Origin of the sequence: Halobellus rarus, assembly GCF_024494595.1 — an archaeon.
GTDB classification, from domain to species: domain Archaea; phylum Halobacteriota; class Halobacteria; order Halobacteriales; family Haloferacaceae; genus Haloquadratum; species Haloquadratum rarum.
This window is the reverse complement of the sequence record NZ_JANHDI010000004.1, coordinates 14,328-39,390: the sequence shown is the minus strand read 5'-3', so window position 1 is coordinate 39,390 and position 25,063 is coordinate 14,328. Positions and strand designations below refer to the sequence as shown.

General features: G+C 64.0%; 23 protein-coding genes. 11 read left to right on the top strand and 12 right to left on the bottom strand.

Annotation, left to right across the window (positions count from 1 at the left end; translation table 11 throughout):
- Window positions 1-59: 59 nt before the first annotated feature.
- Complete coding sequence (locus NO876_RS05320) at window positions 60-503, bottom strand: acyl-CoA thioesterase (RefSeq protein ID WP_256420647.1); 444 nt, start codon at window positions 501-503, stop codon at window positions 60-62.
- Window positions 504-613: 110 nt separating this feature from the next.
- Between NO876_RS05320 and NO876_RS05315 the strand changes: the two genes are divergently transcribed.
- Entirely contained in the window at window positions 614-1,564 is a 951-nt protein-coding gene (locus NO876_RS05315) for a 1,4-dihydroxy-2-naphthoate polyprenyltransferase (protein ID WP_256420646.1), read from the top strand.
- Window positions 1,564-2,604: a mandelate racemase/muconate lactonizing enzyme family protein gene (locus NO876_RS05310; RefSeq protein ID WP_256420645.1), complete on the top strand. Its 1,041-nt coding sequence runs from the start codon at window positions 1,564-1,566 to the stop codon at window positions 2,602-2,604. Before NO876_RS05315 ends, NO876_RS05310 begins: the two co-directional genes overlap by 1 nt.
- A 226-nt stretch (window positions 2,605-2,830) precedes the next feature.
- Here the strand turns inward: NO876_RS05310 and NO876_RS05305 are convergent, their stop codons facing one another.
- From NO876_RS05305 to NO876_RS05290, 4 genes are all read right to left on the bottom strand, one after another.
- A complete protein-coding gene (locus tag NO876_RS05305) occupies window positions 2,831-3,679 on the bottom strand; it encodes an alkaline phosphatase family protein (RefSeq protein WP_256420644.1) in 849 nt (282 codons plus the stop codon).
- Between the two features lie 540 nt (window positions 3,680-4,219).
- The gene (gene pyrI / locus NO876_RS05300; protein WP_256420643.1) at window positions 4,220-4,690 is read right to left on the bottom strand and encodes an aspartate carbamoyltransferase regulatory subunit; all 471 of its coding nucleotides are present in this window, start codon (window positions 4,688-4,690) and stop codon (window positions 4,220-4,222) included.
- Window positions 4,687-5,607 carry an aspartate carbamoyltransferase gene (pyrB, locus tag NO876_RS05295; RefSeq protein WP_256420642.1) on the bottom strand — a complete coding sequence of 307 codons (921 nt, stop codon included), beginning with the start codon at window positions 5,605-5,607 and terminating at the stop codon, window positions 4,687-4,689. Before pyrB ends, pyrI begins: the two co-directional genes overlap by 4 nt.
- A gap of 93 nt (window positions 5,608-5,700) precedes the next feature.
- Window positions 5,701-6,951, bottom strand: a complete 1,251-nt coding sequence (locus NO876_RS05290) for a Glu/Leu/Phe/Val family dehydrogenase (protein ID WP_256420641.1) — start codon at window positions 6,949-6,951, stop codon at window positions 5,701-5,703.
- 318 nt (window positions 6,952-7,269) lie between these two features.
- Between NO876_RS05290 and NO876_RS05285 the strand changes: the two genes are divergently transcribed.
- Both NO876_RS05285 and NO876_RS05280 read left to right on the top strand, forming a co-directional pair.
- Window positions 7,270-8,037: an IclR family transcriptional regulator gene (locus NO876_RS05285; RefSeq protein ID WP_256420640.1), complete on the top strand. Its 768-nt coding sequence runs from the start codon at window positions 7,270-7,272 to the stop codon at window positions 8,035-8,037.
- A gap of 75 nt (window positions 8,038-8,112) precedes the next feature.
- Window positions 8,113-9,090 carry an amidohydrolase family protein gene (locus NO876_RS05280; RefSeq protein ID WP_256420639.1) on the top strand — a complete coding sequence of 326 codons (978 nt, stop codon included), beginning with the start codon at window positions 8,113-8,115 and terminating at the stop codon, window positions 9,088-9,090.
- A gap of 209 nt (window positions 9,091-9,299) precedes the next feature.
- Here the strand turns inward: NO876_RS05280 and NO876_RS05275 are convergent, their stop codons facing one another.
- Window positions 9,300-10,085, bottom strand: a complete 786-nt coding sequence (locus NO876_RS05275; RefSeq protein ID WP_256420638.1) for a 2-keto-4-pentenoate hydratase — start codon at window positions 10,083-10,085, stop codon at window positions 9,300-9,302.
- 173 nt (window positions 10,086-10,258) lie between these two features.
- Between NO876_RS05275 and NO876_RS05270 the strand changes: the two genes are divergently transcribed.
- From NO876_RS05270 to dmpG, 3 genes are all read left to right on the top strand, one after another.
- Entirely contained in the window at window positions 10,259-11,743 is a 1,485-nt protein-coding gene (locus NO876_RS05270) for an aldehyde dehydrogenase family protein (RefSeq protein WP_256420637.1), read from the top strand.
- Window positions 11,744-11,934: 191 nt separating this feature from the next.
- Entirely contained in the window at window positions 11,935-12,879 is a 945-nt protein-coding gene (locus NO876_RS05265; RefSeq protein ID WP_256420636.1) for an acetaldehyde dehydrogenase (acetylating), read from the top strand.
- Window positions 12,872-13,924, top strand: a complete 1,053-nt coding sequence (gene dmpG, locus NO876_RS05260) for a 4-hydroxy-2-oxovalerate aldolase (protein ID WP_256420635.1) — start codon at window positions 12,872-12,874, stop codon at window positions 13,922-13,924. Before NO876_RS05265 ends, dmpG begins: the two co-directional genes overlap by 8 nt.
- Window positions 13,925-14,013: 89 nt before the next feature.
- Here the strand turns inward: dmpG and NO876_RS05255 are convergent, their stop codons facing one another.
- Window positions 14,014-14,400 carry a VOC family protein gene (locus tag NO876_RS05255; protein ID WP_256420634.1) on the bottom strand — a complete coding sequence of 129 codons (387 nt, stop codon included), beginning with the start codon at window positions 14,398-14,400 and terminating at the stop codon, window positions 14,014-14,016.
- A gap of 136 nt (window positions 14,401-14,536) precedes the next feature.
- Here NO876_RS05255 and NO876_RS05250 point away from each other — a divergent pair, with 136 nt between their 5' ends.
- A complete protein-coding gene (locus tag NO876_RS05250; protein WP_256420633.1) occupies window positions 14,537-15,319 on the top strand; it encodes a 2-keto-4-pentenoate hydratase in 783 nt (260 codons plus the stop codon).
- Between the two features lie 33 nt (window positions 15,320-15,352).
- Here the strand turns inward: NO876_RS05250 and NO876_RS05245 are convergent, their stop codons facing one another.
- The 5 genes from NO876_RS05245 to NO876_RS05225 all read right to left on the bottom strand — a co-directional run bounded on the left by NO876_RS05245 (window position 15,353) and on the right by NO876_RS05225 (window position 21,866).
- On the bottom strand, window positions 15,353-16,297 hold the full coding sequence (locus NO876_RS05245; RefSeq protein ID WP_256420632.1) for a VOC family protein: 945 nt from the start codon (window positions 16,295-16,297) through the stop codon (window positions 15,353-15,355).
- A 185-nt stretch (window positions 16,298-16,482) separates the two neighbouring features.
- Window positions 16,483-18,159 (bottom strand): aldehyde ferredoxin oxidoreductase family protein, encoded by a 1,677-nt coding sequence (locus NO876_RS05240; protein ID WP_256420631.1) that lies wholly within the window; start codon window positions 18,157-18,159, stop codon window positions 16,483-16,485.
- An 89-nt stretch (window positions 18,160-18,248) separates the two neighbouring features.
- Entirely contained in the window at window positions 18,249-19,646 is a 1,398-nt protein-coding gene (locus tag NO876_RS05235) for an SLC13 family permease (protein ID WP_256420630.1), read from the bottom strand.
- 623 nt (window positions 19,647-20,269) lie between these two features.
- Window positions 20,270-21,058 carry an ABC transporter permease gene (locus tag NO876_RS05230; RefSeq protein WP_256420629.1) on the bottom strand — a complete coding sequence of 263 codons (789 nt, stop codon included), beginning with the start codon at window positions 21,056-21,058 and terminating at the stop codon, window positions 20,270-20,272.
- A 1-nt stretch (window position 21,059) separates the two neighbouring features.
- Window positions 21,060-21,866 (bottom strand): ABC transporter ATP-binding protein, encoded by an 807-nt coding sequence (locus tag NO876_RS05225; RefSeq protein WP_256420628.1) that lies wholly within the window; start codon window positions 21,864-21,866, stop codon window positions 21,060-21,062.
- Between the two features lie 228 nt (window positions 21,867-22,094).
- Here NO876_RS05225 and NO876_RS05220 point away from each other — a divergent pair, with 228 nt between their 5' ends.
- The 3 genes from NO876_RS05220 to NO876_RS05210 all read left to right on the top strand — a co-directional run bounded on the left by NO876_RS05220 (window position 22,095) and on the right by NO876_RS05210 (window position 25,051).
- Entirely contained in the window at window positions 22,095-23,180 is a 1,086-nt protein-coding gene (locus NO876_RS05220; RefSeq protein WP_256420627.1) for an ABC transporter substrate-binding protein, read from the top strand.
- Between the two features lie 79 nt (window positions 23,181-23,259).
- Complete coding sequence (locus NO876_RS05215; RefSeq protein WP_256420626.1) at window positions 23,260-23,967, top strand: ABC transporter permease; 708 nt, start codon at window positions 23,260-23,262, stop codon at window positions 23,965-23,967.
- Between the two features lie 175 nt (window positions 23,968-24,142).
- Entirely contained in the window at window positions 24,143-25,051 is a 909-nt protein-coding gene (locus NO876_RS05210; protein WP_256420625.1) for a DMT family transporter, read from the top strand.
- Window positions 25,052-25,063 lie beyond the last annotated feature (12 nt).

The window sequence follows — 25,063 nt, the reverse complement described above, 5'->3', positions numbered from 1 at the left end:
CAGGATCCAGCAGGCCCTTCGGTCGCCGTCGATTTGCTGAAACCTGTGCATAATTGCTCTCAATCGCCGCCTTCACCGGCGAGCGCCGCGTCCCGCAAGTTCTCACAGCGCTCGGACTCGACCGTGAGTTCCGGAACCGGCGCGGGCGTTCCCGCCTCGTCGACGGCGACGAAGACGAAGTAGGAGTCGGTCGTCTGCTCGCGCTCGCCCGTTCGCGGGGCCTCGTGAAACGCCTGCAATCGGACTCGGAGGCTCGTCCGGCCCGTTTCGTACACGTAGCCGCTGATGACGCAGGTGTCTCCCCGGGGAATCGGACGTTTGAAATCGAGGTTGTTGACGTACGCCGTCACACACGTCTCCCCGGCGTGGCGCATCGCACTCATCGCGCCGATCTCGTCCATCCACCGCATAATGTTGCCGCCGTGAGCACTGCCGTAGTTGTTGGTGTCGTTGGGTTGAATGCGTTCTCTGTTCTCGATGTACGTCTCGCTGATGTTCGCCATACCGTGCTGTCTCGTCCGATCCACAAAAACGAGATGCCGCCGAGGGCATCGATCTCCGATTGAACCACCAAACCGAACTTTGACGCCGTCGCCGTTCTGAGGTAGCACCAATGAGCACGCAGGACGTCACGAAACGCGAGGCGTGGGTGATGGCCGCCCGCCCCCAGACGCTGCCGGCGGCCGCTTCGCCGGTGGTCGTCGGAACCGGAATCGCCGTCCACGACGGCGTCTTCGCCGTTTTTCCGGCCCTGGCGGCCCTCGTCGGTGCCGGGCTCATCCAGATCGGCACCAACTTCGCCAACGACTACTACGATCACGTGAAGGGAGCCGACACGGAGGCACGCGAAGGCTTCACCCGCGTCACGGCGGGCGGTCTCATAGACCCCGAGACGGTCAGGCGCGCGATGTATCTCACCTTCGCCGCGTCGATTCTCCTCGGAACGTACCTAGTCTACGTCGGCGGCGCGCCGATCCTCGTGATCGGGCTCCTCTCTGTCGCCTCCGGGATCGCCTACACCGGCGGCCCGTACCCGCTCGGCTACCACGGCCTGGGGGACCTGTTCGTCTTCGTGTTCTTCGGTCTCGTCGCCGTCACCGGAACGTACTACGTCCAGGCCGCTGCGGTCCTCGCGGACCCGTTCCCGCTCGGGGTTCCACCCGAGACGCTCCCGCTCGCGGTCGTCGTCGCGGCGCTCCCCATCGCGGCGCTGTCGACTGACATCCTCGTCGTCAACAACGTCCGCGACAAGGAGGAAGACGCCACCACCGGCAAGCGGACGCTCGCGGTCCGGTTCGGCTACGGGTTCGCCCGCGCGGAGTTCCTCGCGATGCTGCTCGTGGCCTACGCCGTGCCGCTGTGGTTCCTGAGACAGCCGGGGTTCACGGTCGCCGTCGCGCTCCCGTACCTCACCCTCCCCTACGCCGCCAGCATCACGCGGACGATCCTCGGAGAGACCGACGGTCGGATCCTCAACCCGACGCTGGAACGGACCGGGCGGCTCCTCGCAGGCTACGCCGTCCTGTTCGCCGTCGGCCTCTCGTTCGCGACGCTCCCGCTGTAATGGACTCCGAATCGTTCTCTCTCGCCCTCCGGTCGCCGCTGTCGACTGCCGCCGGGTCCATCAGACGACGAGATGGCTTTCTCGTTCGGGTCGACCGCGACGGCGTGATCGGCCTCGGCGAGTCGACGCCCCTCCCCGGCTGGACCGAGTCCCACGAGGAATGTGAGGCGACGCTCGCGGCGACGCAGGATCCCGAATCGATGCTCGCCGAGACCGACGAGACCGGCAGATCCCGTCGTCCGGCCGCCCGGCACGGCGTCGAACTCGCCGTCGCGGACGCGGAGGCGCGTGTCGCCGGGAAATCGCTAGCGGCATTTCTCTCGGACGGGGCGATCGCCGAGACAGTCCCGGTCAACGCCACCGTCGGCGACGGATCCGTGGATGCGACCGTCGAGGCGACGTGCGAGGCCGTCGACGGGGGGTTCAGTGCGCTGAAAGTGAAGGTCGGCGCGCGCGATCCGGACGTCGACGCGGCCCGACTCCGAGCGGTCCGCGAGGCCGCCGGCGACGGCGTCGAACTCCGCGCGGACGCCAACGGTGCGTGGGACGTAGAGACTGCGACGCGAATGCTCGATGTCGCCGCCGAGCTCGACTTCTCGTACGTGGAACAGCCGCTCGACGCCGACGATGTCGAGGGCCACGCGGAGCTCCGAGGTCGCGGCGTCGGCGTCGCGCTCGACGAGTCGCTTGCGACGGTCGGTCCCGCGCGGATCCTCGCGTCCGACGCCGCCGACGTCCTCGTCTGCAAACCGATGGCGCTCGGTGGTCCGATCCGGACGCTCGACGTGGCGTATCAGGCCTCGGAGCGTGGCGTCGACGCCGTCGTCACGACCACGATCGACGCCGTCGTCGCACGCGTCGGTGCGGTACACGTCGCCGCTGCGCTCCCGGAGCGACTCTCCTGCGGCCTCGCGACTGGGTCGATGCTCGCTGACGACCTCGCGCTCGATCCGGCCCCGGTGGAGGGTGGTCGCGTACGCGTTCCGGCGGGTCCGGGACTCGCGGGCGACACATTCTCCGCTCTGCGTGAGCGGTCGTAGCGACGACGTTTCGGTCCCCCCGAGGACCGACCGGACGCCCTGCCGGCGAGTATTTACGAGACTGGTCCATACGCCCGGATATGGCCGAGCCGACCCCGGAGCAACGCCGACTCCTCGCCGGGTTGTTCGTGTTTGCGGTGCTCGTATTCGTCGTCGGAATCGTGGTCGTCGCCTTCCTCGCCGGTGCAATCTGACGGGCGCTACTCGGTGCTCTCGTTCCGCTCTCTCACTCGGATCCGCTGTCCGGTCGGTGGGTGACGCCCGATCGCTCGTCCGCCCCCTTGCGGCGGATCGCCGCGGCCGCGTTGGAGGCGTCGTACCCGAAGTACACGTCCTCCGCGTACGTCTCCACGACCTCCGTCGCTCCGACGAGCGCATCGAGATCGACGTCGACGGCGTACAGTTCGATCGAGAAGGGTATCCCGTACGGGTCGAGCAGGCTCTCGAACCCCTTGGCGATCGTCTCGAGCCAGTAGGTCGTCGCGTAGGCGGTGTCGTACAGCGGGACGACGAACTCGTCCACGTATTCGGCGAGCGCCTCGACGTCGATCCCCTCGCGGCCGAAGAGGTGTCCCGGGTACGGATCCGGATACAGCGTCAGGTAGGTCCGTCCCGGAATCCGCTCGGCCGCGTCGGCGACGAAGCCGGTGATCTCGCTGGCGCGCCAGTCGAGACGGTCTTCGTGGTCGCTCCCCGCGAAACGCCGTTCACAGCGATCACACCGACAGTATCCCTCCCGTGGAAACCCGACGTCGTCCAGTCTGACGTCGCCGTTTTCGGCCGCGCAGTCTGCGACGATTTCGAGGAGCCCCGCGCGATACTGTTCGTTGGTCGGACAAACGTGCGACCAGTCGAAGTAGGGCTGCTCGCGGGTCGCCGGCGTGCCGTCGCCGTCGACCGCGACGAGGTCTCGGTCGGCGTCGACCGCCGCGTTGTCGCCGAAACACGAGATCATATTCACCGCGTTCGGAAGCGGCTGTGCGGCCCGCCCTGTCACGTCCTTGACCTCGTAGAAGCCGACGTCGAACTCGCTCCATTCGACCTCTTCGGCGTTCCGCGTGACGACACCGTACATAGACGCCGTTTCGGGCCGAGCGGTATGAGTCCGTCGGCACGGTTCGAAGCGACCGGGCGAACCTGCTAAACGCAGGGTGGCGACTGAAGCGTTCTCCACGCTCGAATAGCAAGGTCCGAGCGTATGTCGGAGTTCGAGGGCCACGAGCGTACGGTCCGTCGAGCGTGGTTCGCGGCGTATCCGGACGTCAACGCCGCACGGCGTGGCCACTGCTCGCCGTCGTGTGTGTTGGAAGGGAAAGGCCTCAGATAGCGAGGCCTCGATAACGCAGTCGATCGGGCGTTACTCGTCGTCGACTTCGACCTCGACGGGGTCCTCGCCGCCGGAGACGACGAAGTAGACGAGTGCGATGAGGGCCAGTACCAGGATGAACTTCGATTTTCCGGACATACCAGTGTCTATACCCCCTCGGTACAAAGTGGTTTCCCTCCCGAGAGACCGCGCCACGGCGGGGCGGAAACCGATCGACGCCCGGAGAGTGTCGCCGTCACCGGCTCTCCCGCCGTCCGAACCTGCGATAAAAAGGTCCGTCGCAGCGGCTCAGGCGACGTCCAGGTGCGTTGCGACCTCTTCCTCGCGGACGATCTCGCCGCAGTAATCGCAGCGGAGCGCGTCGTCGAGGACGGCAAAGCGCGTCCGAATCGGTTCGTCGTCGTTGGTGATGCAGTTCCGGTTCGGACACGAGAGGACGCCGTCGACCGACTCGGGACGGTCGATCCGCTTCTTCTCGACGACGTCGTACTCCCGGACGATGTTGATCGTCGCCTCCGGGGCGATCACCGCGAGCACGTCGACCTCCGACTGGCTCAACTCCCTGTCCTCGACCTTCACGATGTCCTTCTTCGCGAGTTTGTCCGAGGGGACGTTCATCCCGACGGAGACGCTCTCGCCCCCGGACCCGTCGATTCCGAGGAGCGCGAGGACGTTCAGCGCCTGTCCGGCGGCGAGGTGATCGATGACGGTGCCGTTTCGGATCTTCGAGACGCGGAGTTCGCGATCGGTGTCGCTCATCGATCTCCCTCCGTCGACAGCAGCATATCGAGAAGCGCCATCCGGACGGGGACGCCGTTGTGGGCCTGCTCGAAGTACGTCGCGTGTTCGGTCTGATCGACGTCCGGTGCGATCTCGTCGACCCGGGGAAGCGGGTGCATGACGGTCAGCGAATCCTTGGCCGCCTCGAGGTCTTCGGCGCTGATTTGGTACTCCCCCGCGACTTTCAGGTACTCGTTCTCGTCGGGGAAGCGTTCCCGCTGGATACGGGTGACGTACAGGATGTCCAGTTCCGAGAGCACCTCCTCCAGTGCGGTGTGCTCTCGCACCTGTGCCCCCGATTCGTGGAGGTCGTAGCGGACGCCCCGTGGGAGGCGGAGACTCTCCGGGCTGATGAAGTGTTGGCGGGTATCGAAGTTCGTCAACGCGGCGGCGAGCGAGTGCACCGTCCGGCCGTACTTGAGATCGCCCATGATCCCGACGGTGACGTCGTCGAGCCCGGCGTTCTGTCGCATCGTGTAGAGGTCGAGCAGGGTCTGCGTGGGGTGTTGGCCCGCGCCGTCGCCCGCGTTGACTAGCGGGACGTCGACGAACTCCGTGGCCATCTTCGCCGAGCCCTCGGAGGGGTGTCTGAGGACGAGCGCGTCCGCGTACCCCTCCAGGACGCGCATCGTGTCGGCCAGCGTTTCGCCCTTCTTCACCGACGACGACTCGACCGATCCCATATCGATCGTGCGGCCGCCCAGTCGTTTCATCGCGGTGTCGAAACTCATCCGCGTCCGGGTGCTCGGCTCGAAGAAGCAGAGGCCGAGGATCGCGCCGTCGTGTCGCCCCTGTAAGGCGCTCGGGTCGGCGTCGATCTCCGCCGCGCGGTCGAGCACCGCCTCGATGTCGGGTCGCGACAGTTGTGTCGCGGAGATGAGGTGGTCCTGACGCATTGTATGCAATCCCGCCCGGAACCGACTTGAATCGCTCGGGTCGGAGGCGAGTGTGCTCCGCCACGGTCGGCAGATCCCGGACCGCGCCGGAAACTACGGCCAGTTGCCGCCTTCGAGGTAGGAGTCGACGACCCGGCGAGTCGCGACGACGTACGCCGCCGTCCGGAAGTTCGGGAGGTCGTTAGTCTCGTACGCGGCGACGAGGTCGTCGAAGGCGTCAGTGATCACCGCTTCGAGTTCGTCGTTCACGCGCGCCTCGGTCCAGGAGAAGCGCTGGCGGTTCTGGACCCACTCGAAGTACGAAACGGTGACGCCGCCGGCATTCGCGAGGATGTCCGGCACGACGTGGACGTCGCGCTCGGTGAGGACGTCGTCGGCGCGGGGGGTCAGCGGCCCGTTGGCCGCCTCGACGATCACGTCCGCGGAGACGTCCTCGGCCAGATCGCCGTCGATGGCGTTCTCCAGCGCCGCCGGGACGAGGAGGTCGACGTCGAGCGCGAGCAGCTCGTCGTTCGTCAGCTCCTCGGCGTCGTCGTAGCCGGTGACCGTCCCGGTCTCGTTCTTGAACGACTTCACCGCGCGTGCGTCCAGTCCGTCAGAGTCGTATATTCCCCCGGACGAATCGGAGACGGCGACGACGGTCGCGCCGAGATCCTCGATCAACCTCGCGGCGATCGATCCCGCGTTTCCGTATCCCTGGACTGCGACGGTGGCGTCCGAGACGTCTCTATCGAGGTATTCGAACGCCTCACGGGCAGCGAGCATCGTCGAACGACCGGTGGCCTCGACGCGACCCGCGCTCCCGCCGGAACTGATCGCCTTGCCGGTGATCACGCCCGGCGCTGTCGTCCGCTCGAGCGTCTCGTAGGTGTCTTTGAACCAGTTCATCTCCCGCTGGCCCGTGTTCACGTCGGGGGCGGGAATGTCACGATCTGGGCCGACCAGCGGGCGAAGTTCCGTCGCGAACGCCCGCGTCAGCCGTTCGATTTCCGAATCCGAGTAGTCGTCGGGGTCGACGACGATACCGCCCTTGCCACCCCCGAACGGGATCCCGACGATCCCACACTTGTACGCCATCCATCCTGAAAGCGCTTTGACCTCGTCCCGAGAGACGTCCGGATGATACCGGATCCCGCCCTTATACGGCCCTCTATCGCCGTTGAACTGTGAACGGAACCCCTTGAATCGACGGAGCGATCCATCGTCGAGTTCGACCGTGAGATTCACTTCGAGAACGCGCTCCGGGTGTTTCAGCCGAGTGAGAACGTCCTCGTCGATATCGAGATAGGCCGCAGCGTCGTCGATCTGCTCTTGAAGGCTCTCAAATGGGTTGGGGTCGGACATAGCGAGGCATTCAGTCGGGGGGAATTTAAGAACTACTGTATTGCGGCCAACGTCGTTCGGGCGGTTGGTGATTCGATAGCGATCCCGATGTAGCTAGCGACACGGCGAGGAATAACAACTTCACTATAATTGTAATAAAATATTGTGGTTCTGAAAACAGTTTATGAGCGCCGAATTATGGTGTTCTTGCGCCACCTATGGTTCTATTCAGTTAAAAATGAATTTTACTATGATTGTGGTTGTTAATTTCACCCTCTCCCGCGAGAGATGTGTTTTCACACCGAAAATGTATGTGTCCCCCGCGCGTATCGAGTAGATATGGGGAAAAAGGCGAACCATCCCGTCCGCACGAGCGAAAAAACACTGAGGCTGATCGAGACGCTCGACACCGACGACGGGTTTCGACTCAGCGAACTCGAAGATCGCCTGGATATGAGCAAAAGCGGGATCCACAACCATCTCAGCACCCTTCGGGAACACGGGTACGTCAAGAAAGATGGCGACGAGTACGCCCTCAGCCTGAAGTTCCTCTCGCTCGGGGGACACGTTCGAAGTCGATCGCCGCTGTACCAGTACGGTCGCTCGAAGATCGACCAGTTGGCGAGCGACACGGGAATGCTCGCGAACCTCGCGACCGAGGAGGGCGGGCGGGCGGTCTATCTGTACCAGTCCCGCGGGAACTACGCCGTTCACCTCGACACGCACGTGGGATACCGACTCAGACTGCACAATATCGGCATCGGAAAAGCCATCCTCGCTTCGCTCTCCCGCGACCGAGTCGAGTCCATCGTCGAGGAGTGGGGATTACCGGAGGCGACCGAGAACACGATCACCGACCGCGAGGAACTGTTCGAGGAGTTAGAGACGATCCGCGAACGGGGGTACGCGACCGATAACGAGGAACGAACCGAGGGACTCACCTGTATCGGCGCGCCGGTCAAACTCGGCGGGGACGTCCTCGGAGCTATCAGTATCTCCGCGCCCACGAAGCGACTCGGCAACGCCGGCTTCGACGACGACATCACCGCGGAAGTGGAAAGCACCGCCCACGAACTCGCCTTGGATATCAAGTACGCCAGGCAGTGAAGCGCGACCGCGAAGTCGGTGAGGACGAAACGCAGTGAGAACAATTATCACCTCGTTCGCGCGTACAACTCATATATGCCGGAAATCGTCGACGGCTACACGCACGTACTGACGGAACGGTTCTTCGAGGACCTCACGGACAAGTTCGGCTTCCAGGGCCTCTCGGGACGTCCGGAGTTCCTCTGGGATCACGACCAGCGGAAGCAGGACATGGCCGATTACGGGGTCGACAAGCAGGTCATCACGCTCGCGCTGCCGACGATGTTCCAGGGGATGGACCACGACCTCGCGCTGGACATCACCCGGTTGGCCAACGACGAGATCCGACGGCTCGCCGACGAACACCCGGACGATTTCATTCCCGTCGGAACGATTCCGAAGGTGAGCGAGGAGTTCCTCGCGGAGTTCGACCGCTGCGTCGACGACCTCGATATGGCCGGCGTCCAGATCTTCTCGAACGTCGACGGGAGACCCCTCGACGACGATCGCTTCTGGCCGCTCTTCGAGCGCGCGGAGGCGACCGGCACGCCGCTGTGGATGCATCCCCAGCTCTGGGAGTGGTACGACTGGGCCTCCGAGTACATGGAACACCGGCTCTTCGGGTGGCCGTTCGACACGACACTCGCCCTGTCGCGGCTGGTCTTCGGCGGCGTGATGGAGGAGTACCCCGACCTCCAGATCGTCTCACACCACGGCGGCGGGATGGTCCCGTTCTACGGCCGCCGGATCGAGATGTTCTACCAGCAGCGGATGGCCTACCCAGAGAACTACCAGGGATACCACGAGCACGCCGCCGAACTCTCGAAACCCGCCGAGGAGTACTTCAAGAAGTTCAACGCGGACACGGCCGTCTCGGGGTCGACGCCGGCGCTCGAATGCGCCGAGTCCTTCTTCGACGCCGGGAACGTGGTCTTCGGGACCGACTACCCGTTCAGCCCCGAGCGGGGTCGTCAAACGGTCGAGTACACCATCGACGCCGTCGACCGGATGGACGTCGACGACGGCACCCGTGAGAGCATCTTCGCAGACAATCTCTACGACCTCATCTCGTAGACCCCCCAGTTTCACGAATTCCGTTTTCACGGGCAAAACGCCGTCGTCAGTCTGGCGCCACCTGTAGACGTCGCGCTCCTACAGAAAACAGGCGTACATATGTTATCTGTTTCGGCGGACCGAGAGCGGTTTGGGCGAGTTAGACCTCCTCGCGTCGAGTTGGTTCGGCAGAGCAGATATTTTCAGATACAGAACTCCGGTCCGCTTCGTTACTCGGCGCGGATCTCCATCGAGCCGAGGTTCGCGAACTCGACGGTGTAGACGTCGCCGGGTTCGATGTCGATGGCGGCGGAGATGCCGCCGCTCATCACGAGTTCGCCCTCGCGGAGACCGTCGTCGACGTCGGCCAGTCGGTCCGCGAGCCACGCGACGGGGCGCGCGGGGTTGCCCATGATGTCGCCGCCGATGCCGGTGGCTTCGACCTCGCCGTTCACCGAGACGGCGACGCTCTCCATCTTCAGGTCGACGTCCGTCACGTCGCGGTACTGCTCGCCGACGATGACCTTGCCGGCGGAAGTCAGGTCTGCGATGACGTCCTGTGCGGAGGGGATCGCCCAGCCCTGATAGCGGCTCTCGAGGATCTCGACGACCGGGACCACCGCTCGCGTCGCCGTGAGGACGTCCATCGTCGAGACCGGTGCCGTGAGGTCCTCGTCGAGGATAAAGCCTATTTCGGCCTCGATCCGGGGAGCGATCATCTCGTCGGTCGGAATCGGCTCGTTCTCCAGTACCGTCTCGTGGGCGACGTAGCCGAAGATGGGTTCCGGAATGCCGAGTTGCTCCTGTTTCGCCTCACTCACGAGGCCGAGTTTGTGGCCGACGACGTCCTCGCGCCCACCCTCGCTGAGGCGGTCGAACACCTCGAACTGGATACGATAGGCGTCCTCCGTGGAGAATTCGACGTCGTCGGTCAGCGGTTCGATCGGCTCCTTCTCGTCGTAGGCCTCGTAGAGTTTCGTCGCGAGGCGGTCGACCTCGTCCTGGCTGAGTGGCATACACTCTACCCCTTCGCCGGTGCACTCATTATACTTTCGACAGGCAGATTTCTGATCACGAGAGGATACCGTTAGGTAACTGTATTTAGTTACTCGACATCGTTCAGAATATAATGAGAGCTGGGTTCCGGGGTCGACATCATTTTACTCGTGGCGCTCGTTGCATCGAGCGTATGCAAGAAGCCGAACGCGACCAACGGATATCGATCGATGCGCCCTGGGGCGGACTCTACATCGACGGCGAGTGGGAGGCGCCCGACGGCCGAGATCGGATCGACATCCGGAACCCGACGACCCAGGAATCGATCACGGAGGTGCCGGCGGCGACCGTCGAGGACGTCGATCGCGCGTTCGAGGCAGCGACCCGCGCACAGACGGAGTGGGAGGAGACGACCCCCGACGAGCGCGCCGCAGTCGTCCGTCGGACGGCCGATCTGATCGACGAGTACGAGGACGAGATTCGGGAGATCCTCGCCGTCGAGACGGGGGCCGCAAAGCCGCGACAGGACATCGAACACGGCGGAACGGTCACCTTCGTTCACGACGCCGCGTCCTTCGCGTTCCGCTCCTCGGGCGGCCACAACCAGTCGAAGATCCCCGGCAAGGAGAACATCATCCAGCGCGACCCCGTCGGCGTCGTCGGCGTGATCTCGCCGTGGAACGTCCCGATGAAGCTCTCGATCCGCGCGGTCGCGCCCGCCATCGCGCTGGGTAACAGCGTCGTGCTCAAGCCCGCCCAGGAGTCGACAATCTCCGGCGGCCTGCTGCTCGCGCGCCTCTTCGAGAAGGCCGGGCTCCCCGACGGCGTGCTCAACGTCGTTCCCGGACGCGGCTCCGTCGCGGGCGACCGCACGGCGGCGCACCCCGACTGCGACGTCGTCGCGTTCACGGGATCGACCGGCGCGGGCCGGCTCGTCGGCGAGAACGCCATCCAACACTTCGCGTTCCCGGCTCTGGAACTCGGCGGCAACAACCCCCACGTCGTCCTCGAAGACGCCGATCTGGATCAGGCCGTCGACGCCGGGGTCTTCGGTTCCTTCTGGAACCAGGGACAGGTCTGCATCTCGATCAACCGTCACCTCGTTCACGAGTCCCTCTACGACGAGTACGCCGAGCGGCTGGCCGAGCGCGCCTCGGAGCTGAAGATCGGCGATCCCACCGACGACGACGTCGTGATCGGACCGATCATCAACGAGTCCCAGCGCGACGAGATGCTGGATTACATCGACCGGACGGTCGAGGAGGGCGGTACGCTCCTCACCGGCGGCGACGCCGACGGCCTGTTCGTCGAGCCGACCGTCATCAGAGACGTCACGAACGATATGGCCGCCGCGTGCAACGAGCACTTCGGCCCCGTCGCGCCGATCATCCCGTTCGGCGACGACGACGAGGCGGTCGAACTCGCGAACGCGACCGAGTACGGCCTCGCGGGTTCCGTTCACTCGGTCGACCGCGGACGCGCACGCGACGTCGCCGACCGGATCCACGTCGGAATGATCCACGTCAACGACCAGCCGGTCAACGTCGAACCGCACGTCCCGTTCGGGGGCGTCAAGGATTCCGGACTCGGCCGCTACAACGGTAAGTGGATCATCGACGAGTTCACCGAGACCAAGTGGACGTCGGTCCAGCGGGAGCCGCGTGAGTACCCGTTCTAAGCGCGGGCGCTGACAGGCTTCCCGGATCGACTACCCGGATCTGTCAGCATCCCCCGGGACTACCCCGATCTGTCGGCACTTCGGTTGGACGCCGTTTTCGAGCCTTTCGGCACTATCTGTCGGTGAAACGCTCTCCAGTGCCGCTCGGTGCCAAGCGAAGTTATTAGTACGATAGATTCGTACCTGAGCGTATGTCGTTAGATGCGGCGATCGTCGGTCCGGGTAACATCGGAACCGACCTGATGTACAAGATACTCGACCGCGGAGAGGAGATCGATCTCCAGCGGATGATCGGCATCTTCCCGGTCGAGGAGAGCGAGGGGCTCCAGGCGGCCGTCGACGAGGGCGTCGGCGTCGGCACCGACGGCATCGACAGCGTCAAAGAGTACGCCGACGAGTTCGACGTGGTCTTCGAGGCCACCAGCGCGGGTATCCACGAGCAGCACGCGCCGGTCTACGAGGAACTCGGTCTGTTCGCCGTCGACCTCACGCCGGCGGCGATCGGCCCCTACACCGTCCCGGTCGTCAACGTCGACGACGTCGTCGCGAGCGGTCACGAGAACATCAACATAGTCACCTGCGGCGGGCAGGCGACGATCCCGCTCGTCCACGCGGTCGACCGCGTTTCGGACGTCGAATACGCGGAGATGCTCTCGCACATCGCCTCGAAGAGCGCCGGCCCGGGAACCAGACAGAACATCGATAAGTTCACGCAGACGACCGCGGCCGGCCTCGAAGAGGTCGGCGGCGCCGACGAGGGGAAAGCGATCATCACGCTGAACCCGGCGGAGCCGCCGATTATGATGCGGAACACCGTCTACACGATGGTCCACGAGGACACGGACGTCGACGAGGTCAAAGACTCCGTCTCCCGGATCGAATCGGCGGTCCGGGAGTACGTCCCCGGCTACGACGTCACGCTGGAACCGACGGTGAAGGATCAGGACGACGTCGCCTTCGACCTCGAAGACAAGATCATCCTCACCACGATGCTCGAAGTCGAGGGCGAGGGCCAGCACCTTCCCCCCTACGCGGGCAACCTAGACATCATGACAAGCGCAGCACTCGGAGCGGCCGAACGGGTGGCACAGCACGCAGTCGACGCCGACGCCATCGGGGGTGTCAGCGATGACTGACGCGGACGTCCGGCTGGTCGATATGACGCTCCGAGACGGGATGCACGCCGTCGACCACCAGTTCACGCCCGAGGAGATGGCCGAGGTCGCGGCCGCGCTCGACGCCGCGGAGATGGACGTCGTCGAGGTCTCCCACGGCGACGGGATGGGCGGCTCCTCGATCAACTACGGCTTCGCCGCGGCCGACACCGAGGAGTACCTCGACGCGGTCGTGCCCGAACTCACCGACACCGAGCTCTCGGTGCTCCTGCTCCCGGGCATCGGCACGGTCGAAGAACTGGACACGGCCGTCGACCACGGGGCGGACATCTGTCGGATCGCGACGCACGTCACCGAGGCCGACGTCTCCGAGGACCACTTCGAGTACGTCAAAGACCGGGGACTGGAGGCCAACGGCCTGCTGATGCTCTCGCATATGGCCGAACCGGAGCGGATCCTCAAGGAAGCGAAACTGATGGAGGAGTACGGCGCGGACGCCGTCTACCTGATGGATTCCGCGGGCGCGCTCCTACCCAACGACGTTCGCGACCGCATCAGCCTGCTCGTCGACGAACTCTCCATCGACGTCGGCTTCCACGCACACAACAACCTCGGGCTCGGCATCGGCAACACGCTCGCGGCGCTCGAAGAGGGCGCGGTGACCACCGACGGCTGCCTCCGCGGCCTCGGTGCCGGGTCGGGCAACGCACAGATCGAGGTCCTGGTCGGCGTCTTAGAGAAGGCCGGCTACGACATCAACCCCGACTTCTTCGGCGTGATGGACGCCGCCGAGGACGTCCTGGTTCCGATGATCGACGAGGACGAGATGCCGAAACTCGACAACGACTCGCTGATGCTGGGCTACGCTGGCGTCTACTCGTCGTTCCTCCGACACACCCGTCGCGCGGGGAAGAAGTACGGTATCGACCCCCGGGAGATCCTGGTGGAACTCGGCGAGATGGAGGTCGTCGGCGGCCAGGAGGACCTGATCACCGACGTCGCGTCCCGCCTCGCAGAGGAACGGGACGCTGGTCCGGCCGCGGAAGCCGCTTCCGACGACGACTGATCGGTCGGTTCCGATCGCAGAATTCGGTTCGCGCCGTTCGCGGTTTTCGCCCCGATTTTCCGACTCGATTACCGGCCGCCTGCTACGATTCAGAGGTCCTCGCGCGGCTCGATCAGTTCGATCACGTGGCCGTCGGGGTCGGTGACGAAGGCGATCCGCGCGCTCGCGCCGGTCGAGTCGAGGGGGCCGCGGAGGAGTTCGCTCTCGGTCTCTTCGGTGAGTCGCTCGGCTAGGGCGTCTGTGTCGTCGACTTCGAGAGCTAAGTGATCGAACCGTTGGGTAGAAGGCTCGCCGAGGTCGTGGTCGGCCTTGTGTTTGAACTGAATCTCCGTCTCGCTCTCGCCGCGCACGTAGACGTTCCGGGCGTCGTCGCCGCCGACGAAGTCGTTGGTCTTCTCCAGTCCCAACTCACCGACGTAGAAGTCGAGCGTCTGGTCGATGTCCGAGACCCAAATCGCGCTGTGGATTACGTCCATACCGGTGAATCGGGGGTAATATCGCATAAATGTCCGGGATCCACGTCTCCGGCGGAAATCGCCGACATCGCGCCGTCGTCTTGGTGGCATCGGCCGGATCACCAACCTATTTGACGCCTCCGGCGGTAGCGATCCTATGGCAGTTTCAGACGAGACACGCGAAGAGCTGGCGGAGGCGCTCTACGACGCGCTGCGGACGCAGGAACCGGTCGATCGGCTCACCGCCGAGCACGACCTGACGATGTCGGACGCCTACGACGTCCAAACGAGGTTTATCGACCGTCGCCTCGACGACGGCGCGGAGATCGCCGGCCACAAGATCGGCCTCACGAGCGACGGCATCCAGGAGCAACTCGGCGTCGACGAACCCGACTACGGCCGACTGCTGGACACGATGTTCGTCGAAGGGAGAGAGATCCCCGGAGAGGACCTGATCCAGCCGCGGATCGAACCCGAGATCGGCTTTATCATGGACGAACCGCTCGAACCGCCGGTGACGTATCTCGACGTCCTCGACGCGACGGGATCTGTCCTCCCCGTCGTCGAAGTCATCGATAGCCGCGTCCGCGACTGGGACATTCGAATTCAAGACACCATCGCCGACAACGCCTCCTCGGCGCTGTACGTCGCGGGCGAGCAGACGAGCCTCGCCGACACGGACCTCTCTCTGGAGGGCGTCAAACTCTACAAGAACGGCACGCTCGAGTCCTCCGGCGTCGGCGCGGCCGTCCTGGACCACCCGGCTCGGTCGGTGGCCTGGCTCGCGAACACGCTGTCGGACCTCGATGAGCGGATCGAATCGGGGCACGTCGTCCTGAGCGGTTCGCTGACGCCCGCGGTCGATCTGGAACCCGGCGACGTCGTCTCCGTCGAGTTCACTTCGATCGGGACCGTCAACGCCCGACTCGCCGACGAGTAGTACAGAACAGCGGAGATTCGCGGTGCAGACTACCTAGCGATCCGTGTACGGGATGCCGCCGAGGCTGTACTGTGTCCCGAACCACTGGTGGTCCGATTCCGAGCCGATGTCCTCCTGCCAGACGACCGTCTCCCAGTCGGGTTCGAAGTTGAGATAACCGGGTCCGGCGAACAGTTCGAGCCTGATGCCGCTAGCGGGGTCGTTCACGTAGAGGTAGTTCGCGTTCGTGATGGCGTGCTTGCCCGGTCCGCCGTCGATCTCGACGTTGTTCTCCGAGAGGATGTCGGCGGCGTCCCACAGGTCCTGGAGGTGATCGAGGTGGTAGGCGATGTGGTGGAACTCCGTCTCGTCCTCCTCAAGTCGGTGGACGGCGATGTCGTGCGGCAGCGGCGTCGTCGCGTGCCACCAGCCCCACGTCGTGCCGTCCTCGGATTTGAAGACCTCGTTGAGCCCCATCCCGAACTCCTCCTCGAAGAGCCGGGAGGTCGCCTCGGGATTGCCGTCCTGCACGTGCGTGTGGTCGATTCGCTGGGGGTACACCCGGTTCGCGTACTCGGGGCTGTACCGGCGCATCGGGATGTTCGAGCGCTGCTCGCCGTCGATGTCCGGCTTCTCCATCTCGTAGTAGATCTCGAAGCGGTGGCCCGACTCCGATTCGAACATTATCGAGTCGCCGATGCCGGCCTCGTGGCCGTCCTCAGTCCACCAGACGTCTCGACCGAGTTCCTCGAACCGGTCCGCGTACTCCTCGACGGACTCGGGGTTTTTCGCACGGAACCCGATGTGGTCGACCGCGCCTTTCTCACCCTCCGTGAGGCTCATCGTGTGATGCTCGTAATCCCGGAGCGCACAGAGATATGCGGTGTCGTCGTCGCGTTCGACGACCTTCATTCCCATCAGATCCCGGAAGAACCACAGCGACTCCTCGAGATCGGGCGTCTCGAAGGCTATGTGTCCGAGTTTGGCAAGTTCTGCCATACAAAATAGGTTGGTAGTTCTCTTATATACATTTTTCTAAGATGCGTAGCTCCGAGACCGCTGATCAGGTAAATATATGAGTTCTTTCGCAACGCGTCACGAGCCCGACGTCGGTACCCGTCGGGGGGGTGAGCCACCGAGTCGAAACGGCTCGCAGAAAACGAAGATTCGAGCGCCGAGGCCGTTCAGTCGTCGGCGGCCTGGGCGAAGTCCGCGACGAGGTCGCCGGGGACGATTCCGTCGTCGGTCCACCCGCGGGCCTCGTAGTACTCCTGAATCGAGGACTCGAGGTCCGGTAGGTCGTAGGGGAGGCGGTCGTCGTCGGCGTCGCGGCCGCGCTGGTTGCTGAAGTGCCGTTCGAGGTTCACGATTCGATCGCCGATCGCGAGGATGTCCTCGTAGTCCTCCTCGAAGAGGGCCTCGAAGACATCCTCTTCGATGACGCGGCCGAGCCCGAACTGACAGAGCACTGCACAGTCGCGGACAGCGTTGCGGTTCTCGTGATCGATCAGGAAGTCGGCCTTCCCGGCCGTCCCTTCCGCGGGGATGACGTCGTTGTACTCCGGAATCATCAGCGTCGAGTACATGTGGTCGGCACCGCGGTTAGCCACCGCGTAGGAGAGCCCCTGCCCGTGGACGACGCGGCCGTCGTGGGCGGCGAAGTCCATCCCCTTCACCGACCAGTTCTCGACGTCGAGGTCCTCGTGGATGCGGTCGATGCCCTCGGCGAGTTTGTCGCCGACGCCCTCGCGGCGGGCGATCTTCTCGATGAGTTCGTGGATCAACTCGACGTTGCCGAACTCGTCCTCGCTGGCGAGGTAGGCGGCGATGGTGTTTCCACAGGAGATGGTGTCCATCCCGAGATCGTCACAGAGGCCGTTAGACTTCATAACGTCGACGATGTCGCCGACGCCGGAGTTACTGCCGAAGGCCATGACCGTCTCGAACTCGGGTCCCTCCGTCTCCACGCCTCGCTCCTCGTCGCGGGTCGGGAGCTTACAGGCGAACGCGCAGACCGAACAGGCCGCCTTCTTGTACTTCTTCTCCTCGACGCGGTCGCCGTTGATCTTCTCGGCGTGCTCGAACGACATCTCCGAGAAGTACCGCGTCGGCAGCGAGAAGTTGTCGTTGAGGACCTGCACGAGGTGGGTCGTCCCCTGTCGGCGGAAGATGTCGTCGCTCGTGGCCGCCTGCCGATGGACGTCCATGTGGACGTCCTCGTTCGGCAGGTCGACGTCGGGGGCGGAGTCCCCCTCGAAGGTGAGACACTTGACGTTCTTCGAGCCGAGAATCGCCCCGAGGCCGCCGCGACCGAACGCCCGTTCGTCGTAGGTCATCGCGGCGGCGAACCGAACCTCGTTCTCGCCCGCGGGGCCGATCGTGACGAGGTTCTCCGCCTCGAGTCCGTACCGCTCGTTCATCTCCTCGGTCACCTCGGGGACGGTCGCGCCCGCCAGCTCCGGGACCTCCTCGAACTCGACGCCCTCGTCGGTGACGTGGACTGCGAGGAGTTCGTCGCTCTCGCCGGCGACTTCGACGACCGAGTGGCCGGTTCCGACGAAGTTCCGCGAGAGATACCCGCCGGCGTTCGAGGAGAGCAGTCCGTCGGTCAGCGGTGAGAGGCCGGTCATGTTCATCCGGCCGGTGAAACTCATCGATGACTGCTGGAGGGGCCCCGAGGCGAGGTAGACGCGGTTCTCCGGGCCGAGCGGGTCGGCGTCGAAGGGGATCCGGTCGTGCGCGAGTTTCGTCGAGACGCCTCGTCCGCCGACGAACTCCTCGAGTTCGTCGTCGATGTTCGTCGTCTCCGCTGTGCGGTCGCCCACGTCGACCGTCAGCAGCGAACCGTTGGCGTGTAGCATCGTACATAGATACGCAAGCGAGTACAAAAATCCGTCGCAGTCGCGCCCTCTCGTTCGAGGCCGATAGTGGATCGAATTCGGGGGAACGATCAGAACGCTACCGAGAGAATACCGAGTTGGATCGGCATCAACACCAGAACCGTGGCGAGGGCGACGGCAGATGCGACGCGGATCAGTTCCCGGGCGTCGACGATGTCGAACGCCAGGATGACGACGAGCACCGCCGACTGGTACGGGACGAACGGGACGCCGAGGGCGGCCGTAGACGCCAATATGACCGGAACGAGCGGGACCCCCGCGTCCGACGCGAGCGCGATGACGATCGGCGTCGCGACGCTCACGGCCGCGAGTCCGCCCATCACGACCATCAACCCGATAGTCGCGAGGAATACGATCGCGAGAACGGCGAACAGCGAGGCGTCCGTCGGGACGACGGTCAACATCCTCTCAGCGAGCGCGCCGGCGACGTTCGTGCGCGTCAGGCCCTCACCGATGGCGAGGACGGCGGCGACGAAGAACAGGATCGAGAAATCGACCTCGCCGACGGTCTCCTCGAAGTCCGCGATGCCGACGCGCGGGAGAAACACGAGCACGACCACCAACAGCGCGCCGTACACCGGGTGGAAGCCGTGGAAGGCGTCCGTCACCCACACGGCGACGCCGGCGGCGAGGAACCCGAGCATCCGACGCTCCGAGGCAGTCATCGGCGGCAATCTTCCCGCGGTCTCCTCCATTTTCAACGTCGCTGGCGGCCGGTACATCGCATATACGACACCGCCGATGAGGAGCAGGCGGCCGATCCCCATCACGGGGAACATCAGGAGGAACCACTCGGTCCAGGGGATCGACGTCCCCGCGACCGATTCGAGGACGCCGAGCACGATGATGTTCGGGGAACCGCCGGTCAGCACGGCGAACGTCCCGAGATACGTGGTCAGGATCGGTCCGAAGAACAGGCCGAGTTTGACCCGTCGAGAGTCGAAGCGCTCGCCGACTTCGAGGACGATCGGAGCGAGCACGAGCACGCGAACGATGCCGACGGGGATCACCAACACGAGGCACAGCCCCGCAGCGGAGAGCCCGAACAGCAGCCTCCGGTACGATCGCTTCGGATTCGAGGCCGGCGACTCCAGCGTAACGCGGTGAATGACCCACCGACCGGCCCACTCTGCGAGCCCGCTCCGACGCGTCGCCTCGCCCATCACCAGCCCGAACGCGATCAGCCACGTCGCCGGCGAACTGAACCCGGCGAGCGCGAGGTCGAGCGAGAACGCCAGGCCGACGAGCCCCAGACAGAGCACGCCAGTATAGGCTGGAGGAATCAGGTTTCCGACCCAGAGCACGATGCAGAACGTCGTGATCGCGAGCATCGTCGCGCCCGCGGGAGCGAACGGCGCGCCGATCCGCACGGCTATCGCCGCCAGTATCGCCATCGGAACCGAGAGCGCCGCGAGGTCCGGGATCCCTCCGTTCGAAAATCGCGTCATATCACGACATTGTGTCCCCTTTCGTGTCTCGGTACGCACATAACTCGGTTCTCGATTATCGACGACATATAGGTACGGGTTCGGTCGTCCTCCTCGGGAGGGGTACTGTGACGAGACGGTCGTCTGTCGACGATCGCCACCCTTTCATCATCGCCCACCACGCGGCCGTGTGGATGGTCTCACTTCGTCCCCGATCCAGAGACTATTACGAACGAGAAAATTCTGAATGTCAAAACGAATTGGTAGCTCGGTTGTATGTTCCTTGGGGAAAATTGATCGTCTATTCGTGGATTTCTTGGCGGTTTGTGACACCGAACCACCGACCGATCGGGGCTTATCGTCTATTATCGACAAAAATAAATAGCAAATATACCGATACTTGTAGGTCGCTCTGCACTGAATATATGGAGACACTCCGCAGCGGATATTTTCATTTTGAAAACTAACGTCGTGCGAGTTTTCGAGAGCTGATTACCGGTTGAGGGACGGTTCCTCCGATCGGTTCGGGCATCCGCGTATCTGACCGATGACAGCGTTGAGTGAGGCCAAATGATGCCGCTGGTTGGTCTATCGAACGGAAGCCACGCTCCCCGAAGTCGATGCCGAGAGGCCGATGAGTGGACTTATTCCGTCACCCTCACCCCCTCGGCGTCGGGTCGCCACTCCATCACGCGTTCGTGCAGCGGGGCGAGGACGCCGTACTCGACGACGATGAGGAAGACCACGAAGATGATGAGCCAACTCATCATCGTCGGGAGGTCGTACTGATCGAAGTACCGCCGGAACATGAACCCGACTCCCCGAGTGAGCAGGAACGCCTCCACGAGCAGCGTGATCTTCCACCCGATCGAGAGCGCCGAGCGGAAACTGGCGAACAGGAACGGCGCGAGCTGTGGGATGATGATGTCCGTGAACGTCTGGACGCGCCCCGCACCGAAGAACTCCGCCATCTCCGCGAGGTCGTCGTCGAGGTTTCGAGCGCCCTCCCACATGTTCAGGCCCACGAACGGCGTGATCACGAGCGGGATGGCGAAGTAGCCGCTGCTGGCGTCGAACCCGATCCAGATGGCCGAGACGAACACGATCACCAGCGAGGGAATCGCCAGCCAGGCGTATACCCACGTGGCGAGCGTGCTTTCGAGCGTCTCGCTGCGGCCGAGTGCGACGCCCAGGAGGGTTCCCGCGATCATCGAGACGATGAGTGACGCGAAGAGCATCTGGATCGTCTTCCAGACGTGGAAGTAGAACATATGGTCGTACGGTCCCGGCGTCGTCAGCACGACGACAAGTGCAGTGTAGGTCTCCGGCAATCCGGGGACGACCTCGGGGAGCGTGACGCCGCCGGCGTACCACAGCGCCAGGAGCGTGACGATCGACGCGACGGTGTAGAGGTACCGTGTCAGCCGGTCCATCTCAGTCCACCACTTGCTCGTGGAACTCCTTGTACAGTTCCGCCTCGCGCTGTGCGATGTCCGGATCGTCGTACTGCCTCGGTCTGTCGATGTCGATGTCCCGCCGGGCGAACATCTCGCCGTCGGTGTTCATCATGTAGATGTAATCGGAGAGGAACACCGCCTCGTTGATGTCGTGGGTGACGAACAGGATCGTCTTCTCCTCGCGGTTCCAGATGTCCAGGAGCTCTTGGCGGAGGTCGCGAGCGGTGATCTCGTCGAGGCTGCTGAACGGTTCGTCCATCAGCATGATCTCCGGTTCGGTCGCGAGCGCCCTGGCGATCGCGACGCGCTGTTTCATTCCGCCGGAGAGCCGCGTCGGGTAGTTGTCTCCCTCGTCCGCCAGGTTGACCATCTCCAGATAGCGCTCGATCCGCTCGTCCCACTCGGCCTCCGGGACGTCTCTGGCCTCGAGCGCGAACTCGATGTTGCCGGCGACGGTCTTCCAGTTGAGCAGACGGGGCTCCTGGAAGATGTACCCGAGCGAGAGATCGTCCGGAGAGACGTCGCGTCCGCCCCGCCGCATCGTTCCCCCGTCCGGTTCGATGAGTCCGGAAACGACGTTCATCAGCGTCGTCTTGCCGCAGCCCGAGGGACCGAGTAGTGAGATGAACGCGCCGGCCTCGACGTCGAGATCGACTTCGTCGAGGACGAGAATCTGCCCCTGCCCCGGCTTCTGGAAGGTCTTAACGATGTTCCGGAGTTCGAGGGTCTCTCCCGATTCGTCTCCGTTTTCTGAGGCGACTGTCGCCTCCTCAGCGGCGGTCATCGCCCGCCTCCTGAAGCGCTTCTCGATAGAATATCGGCACAGAGATCGTATCGGTACATAGATCGTGTGAACACCTGGCACAAGATTGTGAGTACATAATAATCTTTCTATGCTCTTTCCGATCGTGAAGGAACGGATCGCGGTGCGAGGAACGCCGGAAGACTCTCCCATTCGGTCGTTCACGATCTTCCCGGTGATTTTATTACCTTCGATAAATTTCGGAGTACTATGCATCGTGTTAGCAGAAGGCGGTTCATCGCTGGATCGGGTGCTGTTGGGATCGCCGGACTGGCCGGTTGTAGCAGCGGTGGGAACGGCGGCGACAGCGGTGACGGCGGTGGTAGCGGAGACGGTGATAGCGGCGATGGTGGGTCAGAGGGAACTACTGCCGGCTCCGGGGGGGACGATCTGACGTCCGTCCGGATCCAGCTCCCCGAGGGTACGATCCACTATCCGATGTACGAGGCCGCGACGGACGCGGGCGTCTTCGAGGCGGAAGGGATCGACCTCACGGTCGATTACGCGCCGTTCAGCGCACAAGTACAGTCGCTGACCAGCGGAGAAGTGGACGTCAATATGGTCTCGATGATCCCCTATATGGGCAACTACATCCAGGGGGAAGACCTCGTCACGTTCGGCTGGGACGGCTGCCTTCAGAGCATCAACGCGCTGTACACCCGAGCCAGCAGCGATTACGAATCGATCGGGGAACTGGAGGGCCAGCGAATCGGTGTCTGGTCGTGGGGATCCTCGACGGTCCAGGCGTTCCAAGCCGTCGTCGCCGAGGAGTCCGGCCTCCGACTGCGGCAGGACTTCGGAACGACGACCGCCGCGCCGCCCGCCCTCCTCGGCCTCCTGCAGGACGAGGAGATCGACGGCGTGATCAACGTGAGCGGGCTCACGATCACGATGGAATCCGACCCCGACACGTACCGCCGGCTGACGCAACTGAACGAGATGTGGCGGGAGCGGACTGGCTACACCCTGCCACTCACCTCGTGGTGGAGCTACTCGGATTGGTACGAGAACAACACCGAAACCGCCGCGGCGCTCCTCCGTGGCGGGCAGAGCGCCACGGAACACTGGCGGGAGAACACCGTCTCCATCCTCGACGAGTACGGCGAGACGGCCTCCATCGACAACCAGGCGAAGGTCGACGTCGTCGACGAGTGGGCCAACGACGGGCAGATCTTCCGTGACACCACCACAGACGACTACCGCGACGCCACTTGGGAGTTCGTCGAACTGATGAGCAGCTACGAGTTCCTCGAAGAGATGCCATCGCAGGACGACGTCCTCCGGAACCCGCAGTAACGGCTTCAACGTCTCGATATTACCTATGTATTCTTACATCCAAGAACGAAATATCGAAAAGAAGGCGGCCGTGGCGGTAGTGCTTCTGGCTGCCTGGCAGGTGGGCTCGCAGTTCTTCCCGTCGTACGTCCTCCCCGGCCTGGTCGAACTGGTCGTGGCCACTCAAACGGTGATCACTGACCCCCAGTTCGGCACCTACCGGAGCAACATCCTCGATACGTTCCGGCGACTGCTGGCCGGGTTCGCCATCTCGGTCGTCGTCGGCACCGTCGTCGGAACGGCGATGGGTCTTCGCAAGGAGGCGGAGGCATTTCTACGTGCGTGGATCGTCCTCGGGCTCTCGGTGCCGTCTATCGCGGTCGCGTTCGCGCTCATCATCGCGTTGGGCATCTCGGAGTGGGTGCCCGTCCTGACGGTCGTGATCGTCGGCGTCCCGTTCGTGATTCTGAACATGTGGGAGGGCACGCAGGAACTCGATCCCGAGATCACGGAGATGGCTGATTTCTTCGGCGCGGGGCGCCTCCAGCGGTACCGCGATATCCTCCTCCCGCAGGTCCTCCAGTACCTCTTCCCCTCGATGTACTGGGGGCTCGTCGTCTCCTGGAAGGTCCTCTTCATCGCCGAGGTGTTCGGCTCCGGCTCCGGGGTCGGCTATATGGTCAATTACTGGTTCCAGCAGCAGCGGGTCGACCTCCTCCTCGGGTGGGTGGTCGTTCCCGTGATCCTGATTATCGTCGGACAGGAAGGGCTACGTGCCGCCGAACACCGCATTATGCGGTGGCGATAGTCCGACCGGGCTCGCTTCCGCCACGCCCCTGTCGACTTCCCGATCCGATGCCGTCCGGTGAATGACAACTGTTATGTCGTGACACGTCCACGTCGGTATCGATGAAACGCAGCTCTATCGAGAGTCCCAACGCCCTGAAAGCCGCTCGTACCGACACCGGAACGGGAGCGACGCGATGATCCCCGGCGGAGAGGTCCTCTCGCTCGGTGTCCTCCTGGCCGCGTTCGGTGCGTTCGCACTGGCGGTGCAGTCGCTGTCGATCCGCTATGGAACGATCACCAGCGACTCGTCGGACGCCCTGGTCGTGGTTCTCGCGGTGAACGTCCTCGCCTTGGTCCCAGCTGCATTCCTGCTTGGCTCACCGATACAGGACCTGACGATCCGCTCTCTCGGTGCGTTCACTGCCGCGGGGCTGCTCGGCACGATGGTCGGGCGGGCGATGCACTTCGAGGGAATCAAGCGGATCGGGTCCAGCCGCGCCGAACCCATCAAGGCCTCACAACCGCTGCACGCCTCGCTCATCGCCGTCGTCGTCCTCGGCGAGGTCGTCACCGGCGGCCACCTCGTCTCGATGATCGCCATCGTCCTCGGCATCGCGATCATCACCTACGAGCACGGGCGTTCGGACAGCGGCGACGGCGGCGCGGGCTACGCCGGCCTCGCGTTCCCCTTCGCAGCGGCGTTCTTCTACGGCATCGAACCGACGTTCGCCAAACTCGGATTCGCGGAGGGCGCGGCGGTCCTCACCGGGCTGACGGTCAAGACGGTCAGCGCCGGTCTCGGGTTCCTCGTCTATCTCTGGTGGACGGAGGGGCTCCCTGATCTCCGGGATGTAGAGCGTCGCGAGCTCCCGTGGCTGGTCGGCGCGGGGCTCGCCAACACGCTCTTTCTGCTCGGCTACTACGGCGCGCTGGAGTTGGAGCCGGTGTCGCTCGTCGTGCCGCTGGTCCAGTCGAGCCCGCTCGTCGTGATCTTCCTGTCGATCCTCTTCGTGAGCGACAACCTCGAACGGATCACGCCGCGGCTAGTGGTCGGCGCGCTCGTCGCGGTCGCCGGCGCGATCGGCGTGACCCTTCTGAGTTGAACGTCGGTGGTT

What these genes read in the sequence shown, in the direction of transcription:
- NO876_RS05315 (WP_256420646.1), top strand. Translation starts at nt 614, where the DNA reads ATGAGCACGCAGGACGTCACGAAACGCGAGGCGTGGGTGATGGCCGCC.
- NO876_RS05280 (WP_256420639.1), top strand. Translation starts at nt 8,113, where the DNA reads ATGCCGGAAATCGTCGACGGCTACACGCACGTACTGACGGAACGGTTC.
- NO876_RS05225 (WP_256420628.1), bottom strand. Translation starts at nt 21,866, where the DNA reads ATGACCGCCGCTGAGGAGGCGACAGTCGCCTCAGAAAACGGAGACGAA.
- NO876_RS05220 (WP_256420627.1), top strand. Translation starts at nt 22,095, where the DNA reads ATGCATCGTGTTAGCAGAAGGCGGTTCATCGCTGGATCGGGTGCTGTT.
- NO876_RS05305 (WP_256420644.1), bottom strand. Translation starts at nt 3,679, where the DNA reads ATGTACGGTGTCGTCACGCGGAACGCCGAAGAGGTCGAATGGAGCGAG.
- NO876_RS05250 (WP_256420633.1), top strand. Translation starts at nt 14,537, where the DNA reads ATGGCAGTTTCAGACGAGACACGCGAAGAGCTGGCGGAGGCGCTCTAC.
- NO876_RS05265 (WP_256420636.1), top strand. Translation starts at nt 11,935, where the DNA reads ATGTCGTTAGATGCGGCGATCGTCGGTCCGGGTAACATCGGAACCGAC.
- NO876_RS05275 (WP_256420638.1), bottom strand. Translation starts at nt 10,085, where the DNA reads ATGCCACTCAGCCAGGACGAGGTCGACCGCCTCGCGACGAAACTCTAC.
- NO876_RS05245 (WP_256420632.1), bottom strand. Translation starts at nt 16,297, where the DNA reads ATGGCAGAACTTGCCAAACTCGGACACATAGCCTTCGAGACGCCCGAT.
- NO876_RS05210 (WP_256420625.1), top strand. Translation starts at nt 24,143, where the DNA reads ATGATCCCCGGCGGAGAGGTCCTCTCGCTCGGTGTCCTCCTGGCCGCG.
- NO876_RS05240 (WP_256420631.1), bottom strand. Translation starts at nt 18,159, where the DNA reads ATGCTACACGCCAACGGTTCGCTGCTGACGGTCGACGTGGGCGACCGC.
- NO876_RS05285 (WP_256420640.1), top strand. Translation starts at nt 7,270, where the DNA reads ATGGGGAAAAAGGCGAACCATCCCGTCCGCACGAGCGAAAAAACACTG.
- pyrB (WP_256420642.1), bottom strand. Translation starts at nt 5,607, where the DNA reads ATGCGTCAGGACCACCTCATCTCCGCGACACAACTGTCGCGACCCGAC.
- NO876_RS05320 (WP_256420647.1), bottom strand. Translation starts at nt 503, where the DNA reads ATGGCGAACATCAGCGAGACGTACATCGAGAACAGAGAACGCATTCAA.
- NO876_RS05270 (WP_256420637.1), top strand. Translation starts at nt 10,259, where the DNA reads ATGCAAGAAGCCGAACGCGACCAACGGATATCGATCGATGCGCCCTGG.
- NO876_RS05235 (WP_256420630.1), bottom strand. Translation starts at nt 19,646, where the DNA reads ATGACGCGATTTTCGAACGGAGGGATCCCGGACCTCGCGGCGCTCTCG.
- NO876_RS05255 (WP_256420634.1), bottom strand. Translation starts at nt 14,400, where the DNA reads ATGGACGTAATCCACAGCGCGATTTGGGTCTCGGACATCGACCAGACG.
- NO876_RS05290 (WP_256420641.1), bottom strand. Translation starts at nt 6,951, where the DNA reads ATGTCCGACCCCAACCCATTTGAGAGCCTTCAAGAGCAGATCGACGAC.
- NO876_RS05310 (WP_256420645.1), top strand. Translation starts at nt 1,564, where the DNA reads ATGGACTCCGAATCGTTCTCTCTCGCCCTCCGGTCGCCGCTGTCGACT.
- dmpG (WP_256420635.1), top strand. Translation starts at nt 12,872, where the DNA reads ATGACTGACGCGGACGTCCGGCTGGTCGATATGACGCTCCGAGACGGG.
- NO876_RS05230 (WP_256420629.1), bottom strand. Translation starts at nt 21,058, where the DNA reads ATGGACCGGCTGACACGGTACCTCTACACCGTCGCGTCGATCGTCACG.
- pyrI (WP_256420643.1), bottom strand. Translation starts at nt 4,690, where the DNA reads ATGAGCGACACCGATCGCGAACTCCGCGTCTCGAAGATCCGAAACGGC.